Annotated in this window: 17 protein-coding genes; 7 read left to right on the forward strand and 10 right to left on the reverse strand. The window is 40.6% G+C overall.

Going from position 1 to position 18,112, the window contains the following annotated elements:
• The first annotated feature begins 22 nt into the window (after positions 1-22).
• Together PISS_RS04110 and PISS_RS04115 are read left to right on the forward strand one after the other, a co-directional pair.
• On the forward strand, positions 23-1,543 hold the full coding sequence (locus PISS_RS04110; protein WP_058154292.1) for a CYTH and CHAD domain-containing protein: 1,521 nt from the start codon (positions 23-25) through the stop codon (positions 1,541-1,543).
• Entirely contained in the window at positions 1,543-2,220 is a 678-nt protein-coding gene (locus tag PISS_RS04115) for an START domain-containing protein (RefSeq protein WP_058154293.1), read from the forward strand. Before PISS_RS04110 ends, PISS_RS04115 begins: the two co-directional genes overlap by 1 nt.
• A 69-nt stretch (positions 2,221-2,289) precedes the next feature.
• Here the strand turns inward: PISS_RS04115 and PISS_RS04120 are convergent, their stop codons facing one another.
• Positions 2,290-3,807, reverse strand: a complete 1,518-nt coding sequence (locus PISS_RS04120; protein ID WP_058154294.1) for a S10 family peptidase — start codon at positions 3,805-3,807, stop codon at positions 2,290-2,292.
• A gap of 351 nt (positions 3,808-4,158) precedes the next feature.
• On the opposite strand from PISS_RS04120, the gene PISS_RS04125 reads away from it, so the two are divergent.
• From PISS_RS04125 to mrcB, 3 genes are all read left to right on the forward strand, one after another.
• Positions 4,159-4,497: a P-II family nitrogen regulator gene (locus PISS_RS04125; RefSeq protein WP_010391070.1), complete on the forward strand. Its 339-nt coding sequence runs from the start codon at positions 4,159-4,161 to the stop codon at positions 4,495-4,497.
• 9 nt (positions 4,498-4,506) lie between these two features.
• Positions 4,507-5,736, forward strand: coding sequence for an ammonium transporter (locus PISS_RS04130; protein WP_016899363.1), 1,230 nt, complete (start codon positions 4,507-4,509; stop codon positions 5,734-5,736).
• A 138-nt stretch (positions 5,737-5,874) separates the two neighbouring features.
• Positions 5,875-8,208, forward strand: a complete 2,334-nt coding sequence (gene mrcB, locus PISS_RS04135) for a penicillin-binding protein 1B (RefSeq protein ID WP_058154295.1) — start codon at positions 5,875-5,877, stop codon at positions 8,206-8,208.
• Positions 8,209-8,273: 65 nt separating this feature from the next.
• Here the strand turns inward: mrcB and hemL are convergent, their stop codons facing one another.
• The 4 genes from hemL to PISS_RS04155 form a co-directional block, all read right to left on the reverse strand.
• Positions 8,274-9,554, reverse strand: a complete 1,281-nt coding sequence (gene hemL / locus PISS_RS04140) for a glutamate-1-semialdehyde 2,1-aminomutase (RefSeq protein WP_058154296.1) — start codon at positions 9,552-9,554, stop codon at positions 8,274-8,276.
• A gap of 38 nt (positions 9,555-9,592) precedes the next feature.
• Positions 9,593-10,609, reverse strand: a complete 1,017-nt coding sequence (locus PISS_RS04145; protein WP_058154297.1) for an aspartate carbamoyltransferase — start codon at positions 10,607-10,609, stop codon at positions 9,593-9,595.
• 111 nt (positions 10,610-10,720) lie between these two features.
• Positions 10,721-11,155 (reverse strand): CopD family protein, encoded by a 435-nt coding sequence (locus tag PISS_RS04150; protein ID WP_010391077.1) that lies wholly within the window; start codon positions 11,153-11,155, stop codon positions 10,721-10,723.
• A gap of 16 nt (positions 11,156-11,171) precedes the next feature.
• Positions 11,172-12,854 (reverse strand): chloride channel protein, encoded by a 1,683-nt coding sequence (locus PISS_RS04155; protein WP_013464337.1) that lies wholly within the window; start codon positions 12,852-12,854, stop codon positions 11,172-11,174.
• A gap of 238 nt (positions 12,855-13,092) precedes the next feature.
• On the opposite strand from PISS_RS04155, the gene erpA reads away from it, so the two are divergent.
• Positions 13,093-13,431: an iron-sulfur cluster insertion protein ErpA gene (erpA, locus tag PISS_RS04160; RefSeq protein WP_002958911.1), complete on the forward strand. Its 339-nt coding sequence runs from the start codon at positions 13,093-13,095 to the stop codon at positions 13,429-13,431.
• Positions 13,432-13,488: 57 nt separating this feature from the next.
• Here erpA and PISS_RS04165 read toward each other — a convergent pair whose 3' ends face one another.
• Positions 13,489-13,677, reverse strand: coding sequence for a hypothetical protein (locus PISS_RS04165; RefSeq protein ID WP_013464338.1), 189 nt, complete (start codon positions 13,675-13,677; stop codon positions 13,489-13,491).
• 361 nt (positions 13,678-14,038) lie between these two features.
• On the opposite strand from PISS_RS04165, the gene PISS_RS04170 reads away from it, so the two are divergent.
• Complete coding sequence (locus PISS_RS04170; RefSeq protein ID WP_008111877.1) at positions 14,039-14,278, forward strand: helix-turn-helix domain-containing protein; 240 nt, start codon at positions 14,039-14,041, stop codon at positions 14,276-14,278.
• A 68-nt stretch (positions 14,279-14,346) separates the two neighbouring features.
• On the opposite strand, the gene PISS_RS04175 is transcribed toward PISS_RS04170, so the two are convergent.
• The 4 genes from PISS_RS04175 to PISS_RS04190 are packed head-to-tail and all read right to left on the reverse strand — an operon-like array spanning position 14,347 to position 18,112.
• Positions 14,347-15,726: an AmpG family muropeptide MFS transporter gene (locus tag PISS_RS04175; protein WP_058154298.1), complete on the reverse strand. Its 1,380-nt coding sequence runs from the start codon at positions 15,724-15,726 to the stop codon at positions 14,347-14,349.
• Between the two features lie 53 nt (positions 15,727-15,779).
• Positions 15,780-16,400, reverse strand: a complete 621-nt coding sequence (locus PISS_RS04180; protein WP_013464341.1) for a peptidylprolyl isomerase — start codon at positions 16,398-16,400, stop codon at positions 15,780-15,782.
• A gap of 2 nt (positions 16,401-16,402) precedes the next feature.
• Entirely contained in the window at positions 16,403-16,963 is a 561-nt protein-coding gene (locus tag PISS_RS04185; RefSeq protein WP_058154299.1) for a YajG family lipoprotein, read from the reverse strand.
• A complete protein-coding gene (locus PISS_RS04190) occupies positions 16,964-18,112 on the reverse strand; it encodes a methyltransferase (RefSeq protein WP_013464343.1) in 1,149 nt (382 codons plus the stop codon).

Genomic DNA, 18,112 nt, shown 5'->3' on the forward strand with positions numbered 1-18,112 from the left:
TTAAGGGTAATCCGCAAGCCTAATGGATACTGAGATAGAACTGAAGTTTTTGGTATCAGATGACGTCATTCCACTGATCCCCTCGTTAATTACTCAATTTGCAAAAACAGTCACAAACAAGCCTTCTAAAAGTTTGCAAAATGCTTATTTTGATACGCCAAGCAGAGAGCTGAGAGCACTCGATATTGGTTTTAGAACGCGTTGTACAGACGAGCGCTGTGAGCAAACAATTAAGCTTGCAGGAGACGTGGTGGGGGGATTACATCAACGTCCAGAATATAACCTTCCCATAGAAACAAATCGACCTAATTTAATGGCGTTTGATTCATCAATTTGGCCACACGGCATGCAAATTGATGTTATATCACAAAACCTCTACCCTATATTTAGTACTAATTTTATCCGCCGTACGTGGTTAATTGAAACGCAAAATGGTGCCAAAATTGAAGTGGTATTAGATAAAGGTGAAGTGGCCGCCTCGGGTAAAGTGGAGATTATTAGCGAGCTTGAAATAGAGCTCGTCGAAGGTAGCCGGGATGAGCTATTTGCTTTAGCAGATAAATTAATAAGCCAAAACAGTGTGCGCTTGGGGCTTTATTCAAAAGCAGCAAGAGGCTACCGCCTAGCGGATAACACACCGTTACAACCGAGTAAATCTATCGGTTTTGTTAAACTTACTAAGCAAGCCACTCAAGAGCAAGCACTTATTGAAGCCATGGGCTTTGGTATTCGCTTTGTGCAAAAACATGAGCAATGCTATTTTGATAAGCCAAGTTTAAAAACATTAAAACGTGTGACCGACGGTATTAGTTTAATTCGTCATAACTTTTGGTTATTTGATGATATTGTCAGTAAAGACAGCACCGAGCACCTCAGAACGGAGTTAAAGTGGTTATTGAGTGAATTAGCATGGGTTGAAAATGCCATTCAGTTAAAAACTTACACTTCTAAGCGCCATGCTTTTTATAAAAAAATAAACAGTGCGCCCGCCTTAGCTCAAGTTATTAACGATTTAAAAGAGTTACAACCGAGTATTGATGATATTTTTGCGCTTTTTCATAGTGCGCGTTACAACCGTTTATTGCTGAGCTTAACAACGTGGCTGATAAATAAGCAGTGGCGTAAAGACTGGAGCCAAGCAGAGCTACAAAACGCTGAGCAGCCCGTTATTGATATTGCTCATCGTTTATTTGATAAAGATTGGAAAAATTTACACCGCTTATTGCCTAAAGAGCAAAGTTTAGCGGGCAATGATTATTTAAATTTTCGTACTCAGTTAGAAAATAGCTTACTCAGTGGTAACTGTTTAGGTGCACTGTTTAATAAAGATGAACGATTAGAATTTAGGCTTCCTTGGCTCGATATTTCTCATGGCATGTATGAGCTAAGCACGCTTGATTATTTAAAACAGCTGTGTGGCGGGCAAGAAGATGCTCAACTATCAAAAATACAACTATGGTTGGAACAAAAGTCTGACTTTTTAGTCAGTGCCATGGAGCAAAGTCGACACGCTTCATTTGATACAGAACCGTATTGGCTTTGATGGCTAAGCACTTTTGCACGCTTAACTTGTTGCAAAAGTGCATTATTCTATCGCTTTTGTGTTTTGTTACAAATGTGTATTCACAGCCCTCTTGGCAGCTTTACGAGAGTAAACAGGGGGTGAGTATTTATTTTCAGCGTTTGAGCGATGATACCTTGAAAATGAAAGCTGAAACGGTGGTTGAAAATACCACAGCAGAAGATTTAATCGCCTTACTCAGTGATACCGATGCTGCTCCCCGCTGGATAGAAAATATTGCTAAAGTAAAATTACTGAAATATTTAAGCCCCTCAGAAAACCTTGTTTACAGCTTTATTGACTCCCCTTGGCCCGTTGCAAATAGAGATTTAGTCACGTATTCGTGCTATACAAAACGCAGCGCGTTGCAAACTCAACTTAGTATTCATGCCCGTCCTGATTTTTTACCTCAAACTAAAGGGGTAGTAAGAATAAGCACATTAGATGCGACGTGGTTACTGACTCAGCAAGCGAATAACTTGCATATTGACTATCAGGTTTATGCGTTACAAGGCGGAAGTATACCCAATTGGCTAAATAACCGAGTCGCTCTAAAAAGCACCTTTAACACCCTAATAAATCTAGCTGAAATACTCACGACAAAGCAGTACACAGCAAAGCCAACCGTCATTCGCACCGGTAATTGCACGCATAGCTAATGACCTCAGTTATATACAAAAAAAGTGACCTGAGTGGTCACTTTTTTAATTGTTATAAGCGCATAATCATTAGTATTTAGCGGATTGGCCGTCTTTAGGTATAGACTGTTTTATAAACTCGCGTAAATCGTTGTTAGAGCTTTCTAAATCTGCATGACGTAGGTACATCATGTGGCCACTACGGTAGCCTTTAAAGCTCAATCTATTTTGCATTTTGCCACTTGGATCTAGTTGCCACATTGTGTATTTAGCATCAAAGTAATTGGTTGCACCGTCAAAATAACCCGCCTGAACCATCACATTTAAATAAGGGTTTTGAGCCATAGCTAAACGCAAATTTTCACCGGTATTGTTTCCGCTTCTGTCCCATGGGTGAACGTTACCAAATAAGTTATACTTGATATCGGTCTTGTAATTAAGCTCTTCACGAAGATAATAGTTAATTGCAGGGGTAAAAGAGTGCAGCCACGATGTAAGCTCTGCCCAGTAATCTGGTGACTCACCGGCATCGCGCTTATCAATCCCTAAATAGCGCGAATCCAGTCGCCCGACCATTTGTCCGCGTTCACGTAATAACTCTTTCCAAAAAAACTGTGTTGGAATATCTAAGTTATTTTGGCTAACAAATGTTTCAGATAGACCTGCATATTTGGCCATTTTTTTAATAATACGACGTTTTTCATCTGGGGCAATAAATCCGCCTTTTGCAAGCGCGGGAATGAGCTCATTAACGGTAAACTGTTCCACTTCAGGTAATAGCTCGTCTAAGTCTTTAGCTTGTAAATCAGCGTTTAATGCCTTGTGGTACCAGGCTGTAGCTGCAAAGTAAGGTAGGCGGTTAGCGGCTTTTACAGGACCGTCGCGCTTAATACCAATATCGGTAGGTGAAACGAGTACAACACCGTTAATGTACATCCATTGACTATTTTGTAGCTCATGCGCTAAGCCTGATACACGAGTGGTACCATAGCTTTCACCAATTAAAAATTTAGGAGAGCGCCAGCGTTCATTGCGAGATACAAAAGTATTAAGCCACTCTGCTAGATATTTTATATCGGCATTCACACCAAAAAATAACTCTTTTTGTTTATCCTTTGGTAGAAGGTTACCATCTTTATCTTCAACGACACGCGAATAACCCGTGTTTACAGGGTTTACGTAAACGATGTCGGCTACGTCTAAAACCGAGTAAGGGTTATCTTTAACACCGTAAGGTTGAATAGGGTAGCCTTCGTCGTCAATTTTTAAAACGCGTGGGCCGGTGTATGCTAAATGCATCCAAACTGACGCTGAGCCTGGGCCACCATTGAATGAAATAAGTAATGGGCGCTTTGTTCTATCATCGACCTTATCGCGCGTGTAGTAAGTGTATTGAAGGGTTGCGATGGCGTCTCCCTTGTCATCCCATACCGGTTGTGTGCCAGTTGCTACTGTGTAAGAAAATCGTTCATTATTTATTTTTGCTTTGTGCTGGGTAACCACTTTACTGTCAATATCAATGCGACGTTGATTATCGGCAAACGAGGCGCTACTTAGGGTGAGCACAATAGCGGCAATGGGTAAAAATAGACTTCGACTAAATTTCATAAGTGACCCTTTTTATTTTATGTACTGCAGTTATAGCGATATTTGAGTAAAAAACAAAAGTAATGAGACTAGCTGCCGATAATAATCGTTGAGTTAGCGAGTAACCACCTCTGTTAAGAATAAACTTTGTTTAATAGTTAGACTTTTTTTAAGCGCCTTCTTTGTATTTCATTGATATCGCACCAATCCTGCATTTTGCATAAAAAAAGCGCACCTAAATGGTGCGCTTTTTTGTTTTATATATTATTTATTTTTTTAAGTTTATGTTTTTATTATTAATTTAAAAATGGCACAAAGGTTGGATTGTATAGAGGAAATACAATAACAAGCTAGCGTCCTAAGGGGGCCTTTGTGAAAATGATCAGTGCAATAATAAAGCCATTCAAACTAGATGATGTGCGTGAAGCACTCGCTGATTTAGGCATCGAAGGAATGACAGTGGTTGACGTTAAGGGATTTGGACGTCAAAGAGGGCATACTGAGTTATACCGTGGTGCTGAATATCAGGTTGACTTTATACCTAAAATTAAACTTGAAATTGCTACTCGTAGTGAAAATTGCCAACGCGTTGTAGAAACCATTACCAAAGTCGCTGGAACGGGCAAAATTGGTGACGGCAAAATTTTTGTTTACGACCTAGACCAAATCGTCCGTATTCGTACTGGCGAGCTTGATGATGATGCAATTTAAGGGGGCAACATGGAAAATACAATTATAGAGCTGAAGTTTTCGCTCGATACGTTTTACTTTTTAATGTCTGGCATCTTAGTCATGTGGATGGCAGCCGGTTTTGCAATGTTAGAAGCGGGTTTAGTGCGCTCTAAAAATACCACAGAAATTCTAACTAAAAATATCGCGCTTTATTCTATCGCGTGTACTATGTTTTTGTTGATAGGCTACAACATTATGTACGTAGATAATGTTGAAGGCGGCGTTATTCCTTCGTTTGGTGGCCTAATAGGTAGCCAAGCGGCAGACGCTAATCATTCACTAGAATCTGACTTTTTCTTCCAAGTAGTGTTTGTTGCAACGGCCATGTCTATTGTATCTGGCGCCGTAGCGGAGCGCATGAAGTTATGGGCTTTCTTAGTGTTTACTGTAGTACTAACAGGATTAATTTACCCAATTGAAGGTTACTGGACATGGGGCGGCGGCTTCTTATCTGAATTAGGCTTTGTTGATTTTGCAGGCTCTGCAATTGTACATGCAACTGGTGCGGCTGCAGCGCTTGCGGGTGTAATACTACTGGGTGCACGTAAAGGTAAATATGGTAAAAATGGTGAAATTTACCCAATTCCAGGTTCAAACTTGCCACTTGCTACATTGGGTACGTTTATTTTATGGATGGGTTGGTTTGGCTTTAACGGCGGATCACAGTTATTAATTTCAGATAAAGAAAACGCAACAGCGGTAGGTCAAATATTACTTAATACCAATGCTGCTGCAGCTATGGGGGCAATTTCAGCCTTGTTCTTATGTAAACTTTTATGGGGCAAAGCCGATTTAACCATGGTACTTAATGGTGCACTTGCAGGCTTAGTGGTTATTACTGCAGACCCATTATCACCATCACCACTAATGGCGTGTTTATTTGGCTTACTAGGTGGCTCATTAGTGATACTTAGTATTGTCGCACTGGACAAAGCGAAGATAGATGATCCCGTGGGTGCTATTTCTGTTCATGGTGTGTGTGGAATCCTAGGTATCGTGCTAGTACCTGTTACTAATGCTGAGGCCAGCATTGTTAATCAGTTGATTGGCCTACTATGTATTATTGGTTTTGTGTTTATTGCTTCATTCATTGTATGGGCAATCCTCAAGCAAACCATGGGTATTCGTGTTACCGAAGAAGAAGAGTTAAACGGTATGGATCAACACGATTGTGGTATTGATGCTTATCCAGAGTTTGTATCAGTTAGAAGTAATTAATTAAAAGTATTGTGTGTTCAATCAAAGCCCTACTCTGTTAGGGCTTTTTTGATTTCAGGGGAGGTTAATTTTTCAGGTGCTAGAGTAATGTGATAAGCTCCTCGCGTTAAATTAACCTTCGGAATATATTACACTTAAATGGCTGAAAAAAAGAAAACATCGACCAGTAAACCCTCGACTAAGCGCGCTACAAAGACATCTAAATCATCGGCGCGAAAAAGTGCGACTAAAAAAACTTCAAGCACCGCAAAACGGCCACTTTTTAAAACGTTGTTTTCTATTTTTTGGAAACTGAGTCTGGCGACGTTTATCGCCATTGCACTTTATTTTATTTACCTTGATGCAAAAATAACTCGCCAGTTTGAAGGTAATAAATGGCAACTTCCGGCACAAGTGTATGCTCGCTCAATGACGTTTTTTCCAGGCCAGTTTTTATCAGAGCAAGAAGTATTATGGGAGCTTAAGCGCTTAAACTACACGGCGGTTAATCGCTTAAGCCGGACTGGGCAGTATATTAAAACAGCCAATAGTATTAAGATTTTTCGTCGTGACTTTGAATTTTATGATGGTTTAGAGAGCGCTCATGTTATTGAGTTGCGTTTCTCTGGAGAGAAGGTAGCCAGTATTAAAGATAAGTTTGGCCGTCGCTTAAACACTGCCAGATTAGAGCCTGTACAAATAGCCCGTATTGGTAATGACTCAAAACAAGATAGAGAGTTTGTACCATTAGATAAATTTCCTGACATGCTTAAAAATACCTTATTAGTAGTTGAAGACCGCGATTTTTATGATCATCACGGTGTATCGGTATTTTCAATTTTACGCGCTTTGTATACCAATATTCGCGCAGGGCGCACCGTGCAAGGGGGGAGCACATTAACCCAGCAGCTGGCTAAAAATATTTACCTTACCCGTGAGCGTTCGTTAGTGCGTAAAATTAATGAAGCCTTTATTGCGCTTATTCTTGATTACCGTTACTCAAAAGATCAGATTCTCGAAGCCTATTTAAACGAAGTGTACTTAGGTCAGTCATACAACCAAGGGGTACATGGAATGGGGCTGGCCGCCGAGTTTTACTTTGCCAAACCTGTTGATGAACTCGAGTACGACCAAATTGCCTTGCTGGTGGCTATGGTTAAAGGCCCATCTTATTACAATCCTAGACGTTACAAAGAACGTGCGATGGAGCGTCGTGACCTAGTGCTGCGTTTAATGGTCGATAACAAACTTATTTCTACTAAAGAGTATAGAGCCTCGTTAAAGCGCGCAATTGATATTGCACCAATGAAAGCCAGCTTGCAAAAGTCTTATCCAGGTTACTTAGAGTTGGTTAATCGCGAGCTTAAACAGCTACTACCCGATCAAGACGTATTGGATGCGGGTGTGCGTGTATTTACCTACTTTGATTTACAAAAACAAACCGCGATGGAAGAGTCGATTCAGGCCAGTTTACCTTATTTAGAAAGACGTCCAAATACCAAAGAGTTAGAAGCGGCGATGATCTCCGTTAATGTTGAAAAAGCCGGTGTATCAGCGTTAGTCGCTGGACGTGATGTACGCTACTCAGGATTTAACCGCGTGCTCGATACCAAACGAAATATTGGCTCATTAGTTAAACCTGCAGTGTATTTAAGTGCACTGCAGCTTCCTCATTATAACTTAGCGACGTTACTTGATGACTCGCCTGTTCAAGTCACCAACGAGGAGGGTAACGTATGGCAGCCAGAAAACTTTGATCATCAATACCGTGGTGCCATGCCTCTTTATAAAGCATTTAGCCATAGTATTAATATACCGGCAGTTAACTTAGGGCTTGATGTAGGCGTGGATAAAGTGGCTAACACGCTCAGGGGATTAGGAGCTAAAGGCTATATTAATGAATACCCATCGTTATTATTAGGGGCTATTGAAATGTCGAGCTTTGAAGTGGCACAGCTTTATACCACGATTGCAGCAGACGGTGAATACAGAGAACTGACGTCTATTTCTGCGTTAACCGATTCTGTTGGTAAAGTACTTTATAAGCACAAAGTAATTAACGAGCAACACTTTGATAAAGATGCCATGTACATGACCAAATATGCTATGAAGCGAGTAACTAAAGATGGCACCGCTAAGCGCTTAAACTTACATTTTCCGTCAATCCAGTTGGCAGGTAAAACAGGCACCAGTAATGAATTACGCGACAGCTGGTTTGCTGGATTTGATCAAAATACAGTGACGGTTGCATGGATAGGCCGTGACGATAATAAAAGCACCGGCTTAACCGGCAGTGTTGGCGCGCTTGAAACCTATATTCGTTATTTAAAACCGCTAAACCCGCAAGCAATTGCCGATACCCGTCCGCCTTCAATTAGGTGGGCATTTGTAAACGAGCAAACTGGGAAGCAAGCACCACCGGGCTGTGGCAAAGTGATTCAACTGCCACTTAGAGCCAGTGAGTTTAAACCAAGACCAGAATGTATTCGTTAAATAGTAAAAACAAAAAAAGCCCGAAAGGGCTTTTTTTATGGGTAAGCGTTTTTAAAAACTAAACGTTATAGCTTAGCAAAAGCGCGCTCTGCTGCTTTAATCGTTGCTTGAACTTCTTGCTCTGTGTGCGCAGCACACACAAAACCAGCTTCAAACGCTGAAGGCGCTAAATAAACCCCTTCTTCAAGCATTAAGTGGAAGAACTTTTTAAAGCGCTCTAAATCACATTCAGTGGCTTGTTTGTAAGTAGTTACTTTTTCTGCATCGGTGAAGAAAAAGCCATACATACCGCCAGCGTAGTTAGTCGTTAAGGCAATACCTGCTTTTTTAGCTGCGGCTTCAAAGCCTTCACAAATCGCTTTACTAATGGCTTCTAACTTATCATGCACGCCAGGAGCGCTTAGTAGTTCAAGTGATTTTAAGCCTGCTGCCATCGCAATAGGGTTACCTGAAAGTGTACCCGCTTGATAAACAGGGCCTACAGGAGCTATGTAATCCATGATTTCTGTTTTACCACCAAACGCGCCTACTGGCATGCCACCACCAATTACTTTACCTAAACAGGTTAAGTCTGGTTTGATGTTGTAATACGCTTGAGCGCCACCAAGGGCGACACGAAAACCTGTCATTACTTCATCAAAAATAAGCACGGATTGATACTGATCACATACTTCACGCAGACCTTCTAAAAAGCCGGGCACTGGTGGAATACAGTTCATGTTACCGGCAACTGGTTCAACAATAATACACGCGATTTCATCGGCGTACTTGGCAAAAATCGCTTTCACTTCTTCAATATTGTTAAACGAAACGGTGAGTGTGTGCTTAGCTAAATCTTCAGGAATACCTGGAGAGTTAGGTACACCCATAGTTAATGCGCCAGAGCCGGCTTTTACTAGTAATGAGTCTGCATGGCCATGGTAACACCCTTCAAATTTTAAGATTTTGTCACGACCAGTAAAACCACGGGCTAAACGAATTGCACTCATTGTTGCTTCAGTACCAGAGCTCACCATGCGTACTTTTTCGATTGATGGTACTAGCTCTTTTACTTTTTCAGCCATTAAAATTTCAGCTTCAGTAGGCGCTCCGTAGCTTAAACCATTTTCTACCGCGTCATGCACTGCTTGTTTAATTTCAGGGTGATTGTGGCCCATAATCATTGGACCCCAAGAGCCTACATAATCGATGTAACGGTTGCCATCAGCATCAAATGTAAACGCGCCCTGTGCTTTAGTAATAAACAGCGGAGTACCACCTACACCATTAAATGCACGCACTGGCGAATTTACTCCACCAGGAATAGAGTCTTGAGCTCGTTTAAATAAGTCTTGGCTAATTGTCATGAAAAATCCTATTGTTTTATCACTTTAAAATTAAAAGCTTAGCTGTCGCGTTTGCGGCTAAACCAAGGAACGCTTACTTCATACTGCTCGACTTTGTTTTCTACGCCGAGGGTTAAAGCAAACAGTGCCATACGAATGAGGACGCCATTTTGTACTTGGCGGAATATCGCTAGATTGTCGTTAGCATTTAAGTCGTTATCAAGTTCGTTTGCCTCTAGGCGACTATCGCGAGGAAGCGGGTGCATTAATACTGAATTAGGTTTGCAATGAGTATTATAAATAGACTGGCTAATTCTAAATCCACCACGATACTTATTAGCTTCTTCTTGTGATGGAAAACGCTCTTCTTGGATTCGTGTTTGATAAACGATATCGGCTGCTAAGTTACCTTCCATTTTATCTACCAGTTCAATTTTATGACCGGCATTTTCAACCGCAGATAAAATTGAGTCAGGCATTTGCAAGCCATTAGGGGCAACCATCGAAAACTTAATGTCTTTGTAATGACACAGTAACTTAGAGAGTGAGTGAACAGTACGGCCATATTTTAAATCGCCGACTAGCGCAATATGCATACCATCGATATTTTGATCGAAGCGGATAAGTTCACGCTCAATAGTTAATAAATCAAGCAGTGCTTGGGTAGGGTGCTCATTGGGTCCATCACCACCATTTATTACTGGTACGCTGCAACCTGTTGCAAATTCAGCTACCGAGCCTGAGTCAGGATGGCGCATAGCAACCGCATCAGCATACGCTGAAATAACACGTGCGGTATCATAAAGTGATTCGCCCTTAGCAAGCGCAGAGCTTTGCATGCCGGTGGTTTCACGAACTAGTCCACCGAGTAAATTAAACGCAGTGCCAAAACTAACACGAGTACGTGTACTGGGTTCAAAAAATAGATTTGCTAAAATAGCGCCTTCAAGCACGTTGGTCCGCTTTTGTTTTTTAGCGTATGGCTCCATTTTTTTTGCCACAGCAAATATGCGTTCAATACAGTCTCGGTCGAGTTGATTAACAGAGAGTATATTTTCACCTTGGAAACTGAACATGGGGTTATTCCTAGTTATTCAAAAAGGCGCGATAATCCACAAAGGAGCACGCAATCGCGCGTATTATACAAACTTAGTATGCGACTTGGCAGCGTAATTTATAAGCCTTTGCTAAAAGCTTGGCTTAATAATCGCCAAAGCGACAATAACGAGTAGCGCTAAAACAGGTAGCTCGTTGAAAATGCGATAAAACCGATCGCTTTTGGTATTTCTATCGTGTTTAAAATCAGCTAACAATTTGAAACAGTAGCCATGATAAATATATAAAATAATCACCAGCACGAGTTTGTAATGCAGCCACATGCTGTAACGAAACCATTCTCGGCCGTATTCAACAATAGTCAATACGCCAAATACTGCGGTAAGCACCGCAAAGGGTGTAACAAAATAAAGTAGCCGACGTTCCATTACTTTTAGCATTGAGTTACACGATTTTTCTTCACTCATAGCGTGATAAACAAAAAGTCGAGGTAGGTAAAAAATACCGGCAAACCAAGCAATCATAAAAAATACGTGCAAGGTTTTGTAGATTAATAATGCGCTCATATTGTTCTCATTATTGTTAAAGTAGACTGTTACGTATGGTTAAAATATGGTGGATTTGATCCCACCTTAGTAATCCCATAATTTGTTGATTATCTAATAAGTTATATACATAAAGTGCACCACTGCGTTTATCATTCAAAATTTCAAATGCATCTGCAAGGGTGGCTTGGCTGCTAATACCTTGTAAGCTAATGTATTTTATATTGACCGCCTGATCAGACATTAAACTTAAGTCATATTCAGCTAGGCGATAACCATTTTCTTCATCAAATACAATTAATGGTGTTTGGCTGTCCATGGCATCTAGACTGTTTTTTATTTGCTCTTTATCGTCGGAGTAGAGCAGTTTAAAGTCTTCATCCATGTCATCCATCACTCCTACTTTTTGTAAGGCTTCAGTGGCAGGAGAGACATGATAGGGAAGCCCTTGAAAGTCTAATTGCTGTAAAAATATGGAGCGGTTACCAAATACCTGTAAAGCTGTAACGTAGGCGGTAGTAATGACGATCATCGCTGGCACAATAATTTCCGGTGACGAGGTCAGCTCCATTACGGTGGTCAGTGCCGCTAAGGGGGAGTGTAGTGTGGCCGCTAATAATCCTGCCATGCCCAGCACCCCGTAAGTGCCGGCTATATCGGTGCCGGGGCTAATAAATTGAGCAAAAAATGCCATTAAAGTACCGGTTAAAACGCCCAGCCCAATAACCGGACCTATCAACCCACCAGGAATACCTAAGCCAATAGCAAATAAGGTGGCTAATAACTTAGCAATTAAAATAGTGGTGAGTAGTTGAATATTTTCAGGTGACTCAACCGCAATAGTGATAGCGCTCATACCCGAGCCCATTGCTTGTGGAACTGCATAGGCAATTAAGCTGGCAATACACCCTGCAATCATTAAACGTGGAAACATACTAAGTGGTTTAAAGGTTTTAATAATTAACATTAAATTCTGATTAAAAGCATAAGCCACCGCGCCTAATCCCATACCGCATAAAATTAAATAGGGGTAATGCCACCCACTTAAGGGGGCAATGGTTATTAGCGCAAGTTCTGAGCCTTCACCAAATACAAACTGTGTTGCTAATGCGCCGGTAACGGCTGCGAGCATAATCGGCACAAAAATATGCACTTTGTATTCTCTGAGCACCACTTCCATTACAAAAATAACCGCAGCCAGGGGGGTGTTGAACGATGCAGCAATGCCCGCGGCAACACCACAACCACTGAGGGTACGCATAGCGTTGTGGGGTAAGTGTAGTTTATTTGCTAATATGCTTGCCCCCGCTGCTCCCATATGCACTGAGGGGCCTTCGCGGCCAACAGAAAAACCGCTGATCAGTGCCAGCGCGCCGCCTACAAACTGGTTAACCGTATTATAAAGTGGCATTTGCCCGTAATGACGTTTTATTCTGTGTATTACAAAAGGGATACCCAAGCGGTAATGTTTAAAGCCGGTAAAAGCCGCAAATGTGGCTATCAGAAGTGCAGCAACTAAAGGCATTAATACCCGTTCTAGGGTAGGGAGAGTAGTAAAGTCGTCAGGGGTTTCTAAAAATAAGCTTTGAAAAAATAAAATGGTTAGGCGAAACAGTATAATGAAAAATGCAGCAATTAATCCGGCACTTACGCCCAATAAGCATAACTGTACGGATGTTTTTGGTTTTGCTAATCGACGTCTCAGTCGCTCAAGCCACATGCTTTATTTCCCCGTAGCATTTTTAGGCGTCAAGTTTATCAAAATAGTCTAGGGAAGTCCTTGAGATTTTTAACAACCGATTAATTTAAATTAAATTTATAGTATATTGATTCACAGAACAGATTAAACGCGCATTGTTTTAATTAAAGCTTATAAACGCGAGCTTACTATACTTGATTAAAACACTCAGGTATTAGATAATCTGGTGCATTAGTATAAAGGTATTGAGGGTTATAAAATGTCTGAAGAATTACCCATTAAGTTTAGCGACGCAGCCGCTGTGCGTGTTAAACAGTTAATCGACGAAGAAGAAAACCCAGATCTAAAACTGCGTGTTTATGTCACAGGCGGTGGTTGTTCAGGTTTTCAATACGGTTTTACTTTTGATGAAAAAGCGAATCCTGGCGATTTAGAGATTGTTAAAAACGGGGTTACCTTAGTCATTGACCCAATGAGTATCCAGTATTTAGTTGACGGTGAAGTAGACTACACCGAAGGGTTAGAAGGGGCACGCTTTTTTGTCTCTAACCCTAATGCCACAACAACGTGTGGCTGTGGCGCTAGTTTTAGCGTGTAAAGATACCGTTATTTGAAAAAAAACCGCTTAATTAGCGGTTTTTTTATGTGTTTAAAATCATAACTCAGTTGGTCTGTATTCTGTTATTTGCATTATTAACACAAAAAAACCAAGTACGAATGCAGAGAAAGCTAAAATATAGATAAAGCCTTTTTTACCCTGTTTGATTGGAATTGCATAATGGCGCAAAAAAAAGTACCAGCCCAAGCATAAAATAATAGGCAGTAAAAAAAGTAGTCTAAACATGATTTAGCCTTTTTAAGCAAATAATAAGTTAATAATAAACGGCTTATATTTAAATGAAACAAAAAAGTTATAAAATATTTAACCTTATTCAGAGTTAGTAAATATTTGTTGTTAAACTTTAATCGCATAATTACTAATTAATCATTCAGATCAACGGTGAATGGTATATAATGTATCCAAGAGTGAAACGGGCAAGGTTTCATTTTTCACAATAATAAAGTGTTAATACATATTTGAGCGTTTTTATTGGTTGAATTGTAAGCGTTTACACTGCGCTTTAGTGAGTGGTTGTAGGTTTACAGTGTTGGCGATTTTAAGCGCTTAGCTATATGTATATTTAAACAACGAGTAGGAGTTGTATATGATGGGTAAAACCGTATCTTCGGAAGAAAATGCAAAATTAACAAAGTGGCTTAAAACTAAACGCCATGAAAAAGGCTACACCATGCGCAGCTTAGCGCAAATCTTGGGTACGCCACATTCTTTTATTGGCAAAATTGAAAATCAGGAACGTCGTTTAGATGTAATTGAGTTTGTTCGCTACTGTAATGCATTAGAAGTCGACCCGTATGAAGCATTAAGCTTAATTAAAGCTGACTAACGCTTTCTTTTTGGCTGTAATCGTAAAGTTAAATTAGCGTCTACAGCCAATACTTGTGCAGGGATGCATTAGGTATTTTTATGATAATTTTGCTCTAGTGAATATAGTTTGTGCCTAATTAGAAATAAAAACACTAATGAGGGTAAAACCATAAGTGCAGTTAATACAAAGAACAATGACCAATTTCCCATTAGCCAATCATCAATAACCACGCCACTGTAACTCGATAATAACGTACGCCCTAAATTACCCAATGATGCCAATAGCGCATAATGGGTGGCGCTAAATGCTCTGTCACACAACATAGATATAAAGGCAACCATTGCCACTAAAGACCAAGCTTGGGTAAAGCCATCAACTACAATTGCCATTGCATATAAGTGCTCTTGTGGACCAGCTAAGGCTATCCAAGAAAACATTAAGTTAGATGCTGCCATGGCTACGCCACTAATAAATAAGCCTTTCACAATGCCATATTTATGGTTAAAAATACTGCCCAAAAAGGCAAATACAATGGTGATTAATCCCGTGCCGAGTTTTGAGTAATTTGCTATTTGCGTATTACTAAAGCCAACTTCTTTATAAAATACAATCGACATCCGCGCTAAAAATGCTTCACCAATCTTAAATAAGAAAATAAACGCCAGCAGCGCCAACGCGGTTTTAACGCCATTTTTAGCAAAAAAGGTTTTAAACGGATCAACCACGGTAACGCCTAGCCATGCGAGCGTTTTTGTCAGTGGTGTTTGTTTAGTTGCGGCGAGTTTTTCAAGATAAACACGTTCTAGTTCGGCATGTACGGCTTCGCGATTTGATTGTGGCTCTTTAGCCCAAAATACACAGCTAATTAATAACAGCATAATCGCGGATAAAAAATAATACACCTGTGGCCAGTCAATATTTGGCATATCAGCCATGTAAAAAGGCACAGCTCCTAATAAAGCATAGCCAGTCCACCAACCTGAGGTGGCCATTGCAGCAGCCGCGGTGGCTTTGTGAGATTCATTTTCACTAAGGGTGTCTATTCGAAAGGCATCTATTGCAATATCTTGCGTGGCAGAGGCTATGGCGATTAACAAGCAAAGTGCGGCGGCAGCCGCTAGGTTTGCTTTCAAATCAAGTCCTGCAAGTAGCAATGTGCCAAGCAAAATAAAGCTTTGGCAAAACAGTATCCAACTACGGCGCTGACCAAGCCAATTATATAAAAAGGGCAGTTTAGTGCGGTCGATTAAAGGTGACCATAAAAAGTTGATGCTGTAGGCACCAAACACAATGCCAAATAGGCCAATCATGCTGCGGCTCAAACCTTCATCTTTAAGCCATGCCGACATTACTGAGCCAATTAATACCCACGGAAAGCCACTGCTCATTCCAAATATAAAAACATTAATCAAACGTTTATCTTTAAAATAAGAAAAGTATTCGCTAACAGAAAGTGTGCTATTCATAGGGGCTCATTGGCTTATACAAAGAGCAGTTAAGGCTGCTCTTATTAAAAAAGTTATAAAGGAACTTGCTCAAGCACCTTAATATTTAATATAACGACCGGTTTTTCGGGTACAAAGTTGTAGCCAATTTTGTCATTAAATCCGGTTTTTACAGCCATGATTTTATCGAGTGTTTCATAGCCTTCCATCACACTGCCAAACACTGCAAATCCCCAATCACGGCCAGGGTTTAAATGATCGTTATCATCCATATTAAAAAAGAACTGACGCGTTCCTGAGTGTGGTTCACGGTCTTGATAAGCCATCGCAATGCTATACATATCGTTTGTTAAGCCGTTACCGCTTTCATTAAAAATAGGGTCGTTTTCATGTAGACCATCGTAATCTTTATCATAACCACCGCCTTGAATTACAAAGTCACGATCATTTTCTACGTCGCGTTCTACACGATGAAACACACTGCCTTGATAGCTTTTATCCGACACGTACGTTAAAAAATTATTGACCGTAATAGGAGCTCTTGAGCGGTCTAATTCAACCACAATGCTGCCCAACGATGTCACAATTTCTACCCGAGGAAAAATGTTATCTTTTTGCACAAAACGACCCTCTTGAGCCGCTAAGCTACTAACGCTAAATAATAAGCTTACGCAGATTAAAAAAAGTTGCTTCATTGTTAACCTCCTAAAAATGCAATTAATTCTGGGTCAGATACAATGCGGGTAATTAACTGCTCAGTCAACTTATTGAGCTGACCTTCAACTTTTGCCCTATCGTGACCAAGCGGGCCAGATAAATTAGCATTACCGCTGTAGCGTTTACTAAAATTACTGGTCGGGCGAATCACCCGCACTTCAAATTCAATCTTGGCTTCACTGGTATGGCTCATTAGCGTTTCTGTAACTACCGCTTGCAGCGTGTGAATATCTAACTCAAAACGCAATTGCGCTAAATTAGAAATGCTGGCGCCATTGCGACTCAGCGCACTGTCTAGCGCACTTTTAACCGATTCAGTAATACCCGTACTGGCAATGGTTTTGGTTTTGCTCGATTCAATCAGCTTTAAGGTTGCACTGTCACCACGTAAATCAATCACGCTGGTGTTTAAGCTGCTGTTTATTGAGCTTATTTGACCACTTTTATACACAGGGTTAAGAATAAGCTGATTAGGCTGATTGGCACATCCCGAAAAAACCACTAATGTACAACAGCTCAATAATGCTTTTAAGAGTTTCATTTATAACGTCCCACTATTTTTAGTTGCGCTAAGTACCACAAACTTTTTATTAGAGCCTAATAAAGTACAGTTACCAAACATACGGTTTAGTTTGTCGTGGTAATCTAGATGGCGGTTACCAATAATACGCAGCTCGCCACCTTCTTTTAATGTGTCTTTTGCTTGCTTGAACATTTGCCATGCTATGTGGTCGGTAACCGCTTGTGCTTGGTGAAATGGCGGATTACACAATACAATATCAGCGCTTTCACGTTCAAAGTCAGTTAAACAATCATTCTCTATAAAGGTACATTGTTCAAACTTGTCTTCCATGTTGAGCTCAATGTTGAGTCGAGCTGATTCAACCGCCATATACGACTCATCAACAAAGCTAATATGGGCATTAGGACAGCGCGCTAATGTCATTAAACCAACTACGCCATTGCCACAGCCTAAATCAATAATATTTTTGGCTTTATTTGTTTGTGGCAAATAATTAAAAAAGAAACGCGCGCCAATATCAAGTGAATCACGTGAAAACACATTGGCATGATTACTTATTGTAAAATCAGTGCCTTCGAGCGGCCAGCTCACTGGGAAATCTGCACCTTTATAACCGCCAGCGGCCTGGCTAATAATTAAACGTGATTTTTTTACTGCGAGGCTTGTTTTCGTCTCACCAATAAAATCTTCAAATGCTTTAATCGTAGAGTTATGCACGTCTTTAGTTTTTGCAGCACCAATAACCGGTGTACCGGGCGCCAGTACTTCGCTTAATTCAGATAGCTGATACTGTAAAAAAGCCAACGTGCGTGGTACTTTTACCAACACTAGGTCTACTTGTTCGGGCAAAGCCGATAAACTATCAAGCTGGCTAAACGCAGTTGTTGCGATTTTGTTTTGCGCTAAGTTATAAGCCGCCGCCTGATGGCTAATATAAGAGTCGTTTACTGAACAAACTGTTAATTGTTGCTTGCTAAAGTAACAGCTAAGTGCACCAAAGCTGTCGTTTAAGATCAGTAAAGAGCGACAATCAGGGTAGTGTTCATTAACATAGTCAATGAGGTATTCGTCTGCTGAATCCCACGCTTGTAAGCTGCGGTTTTTTTGATCCAAAGGAAAGCGTTCAAGAGTAAAGGTGTTATCGCCGAGCGTAGCTTGCGTAGTCAT

The organism is Pseudoalteromonas issachenkonii (genome assembly GCF_002310795.1).
Lineage (GTDB): Bacteria > Pseudomonadota > Gammaproteobacteria > Enterobacterales > Alteromonadaceae > Pseudoalteromonas > Pseudoalteromonas tetraodonis.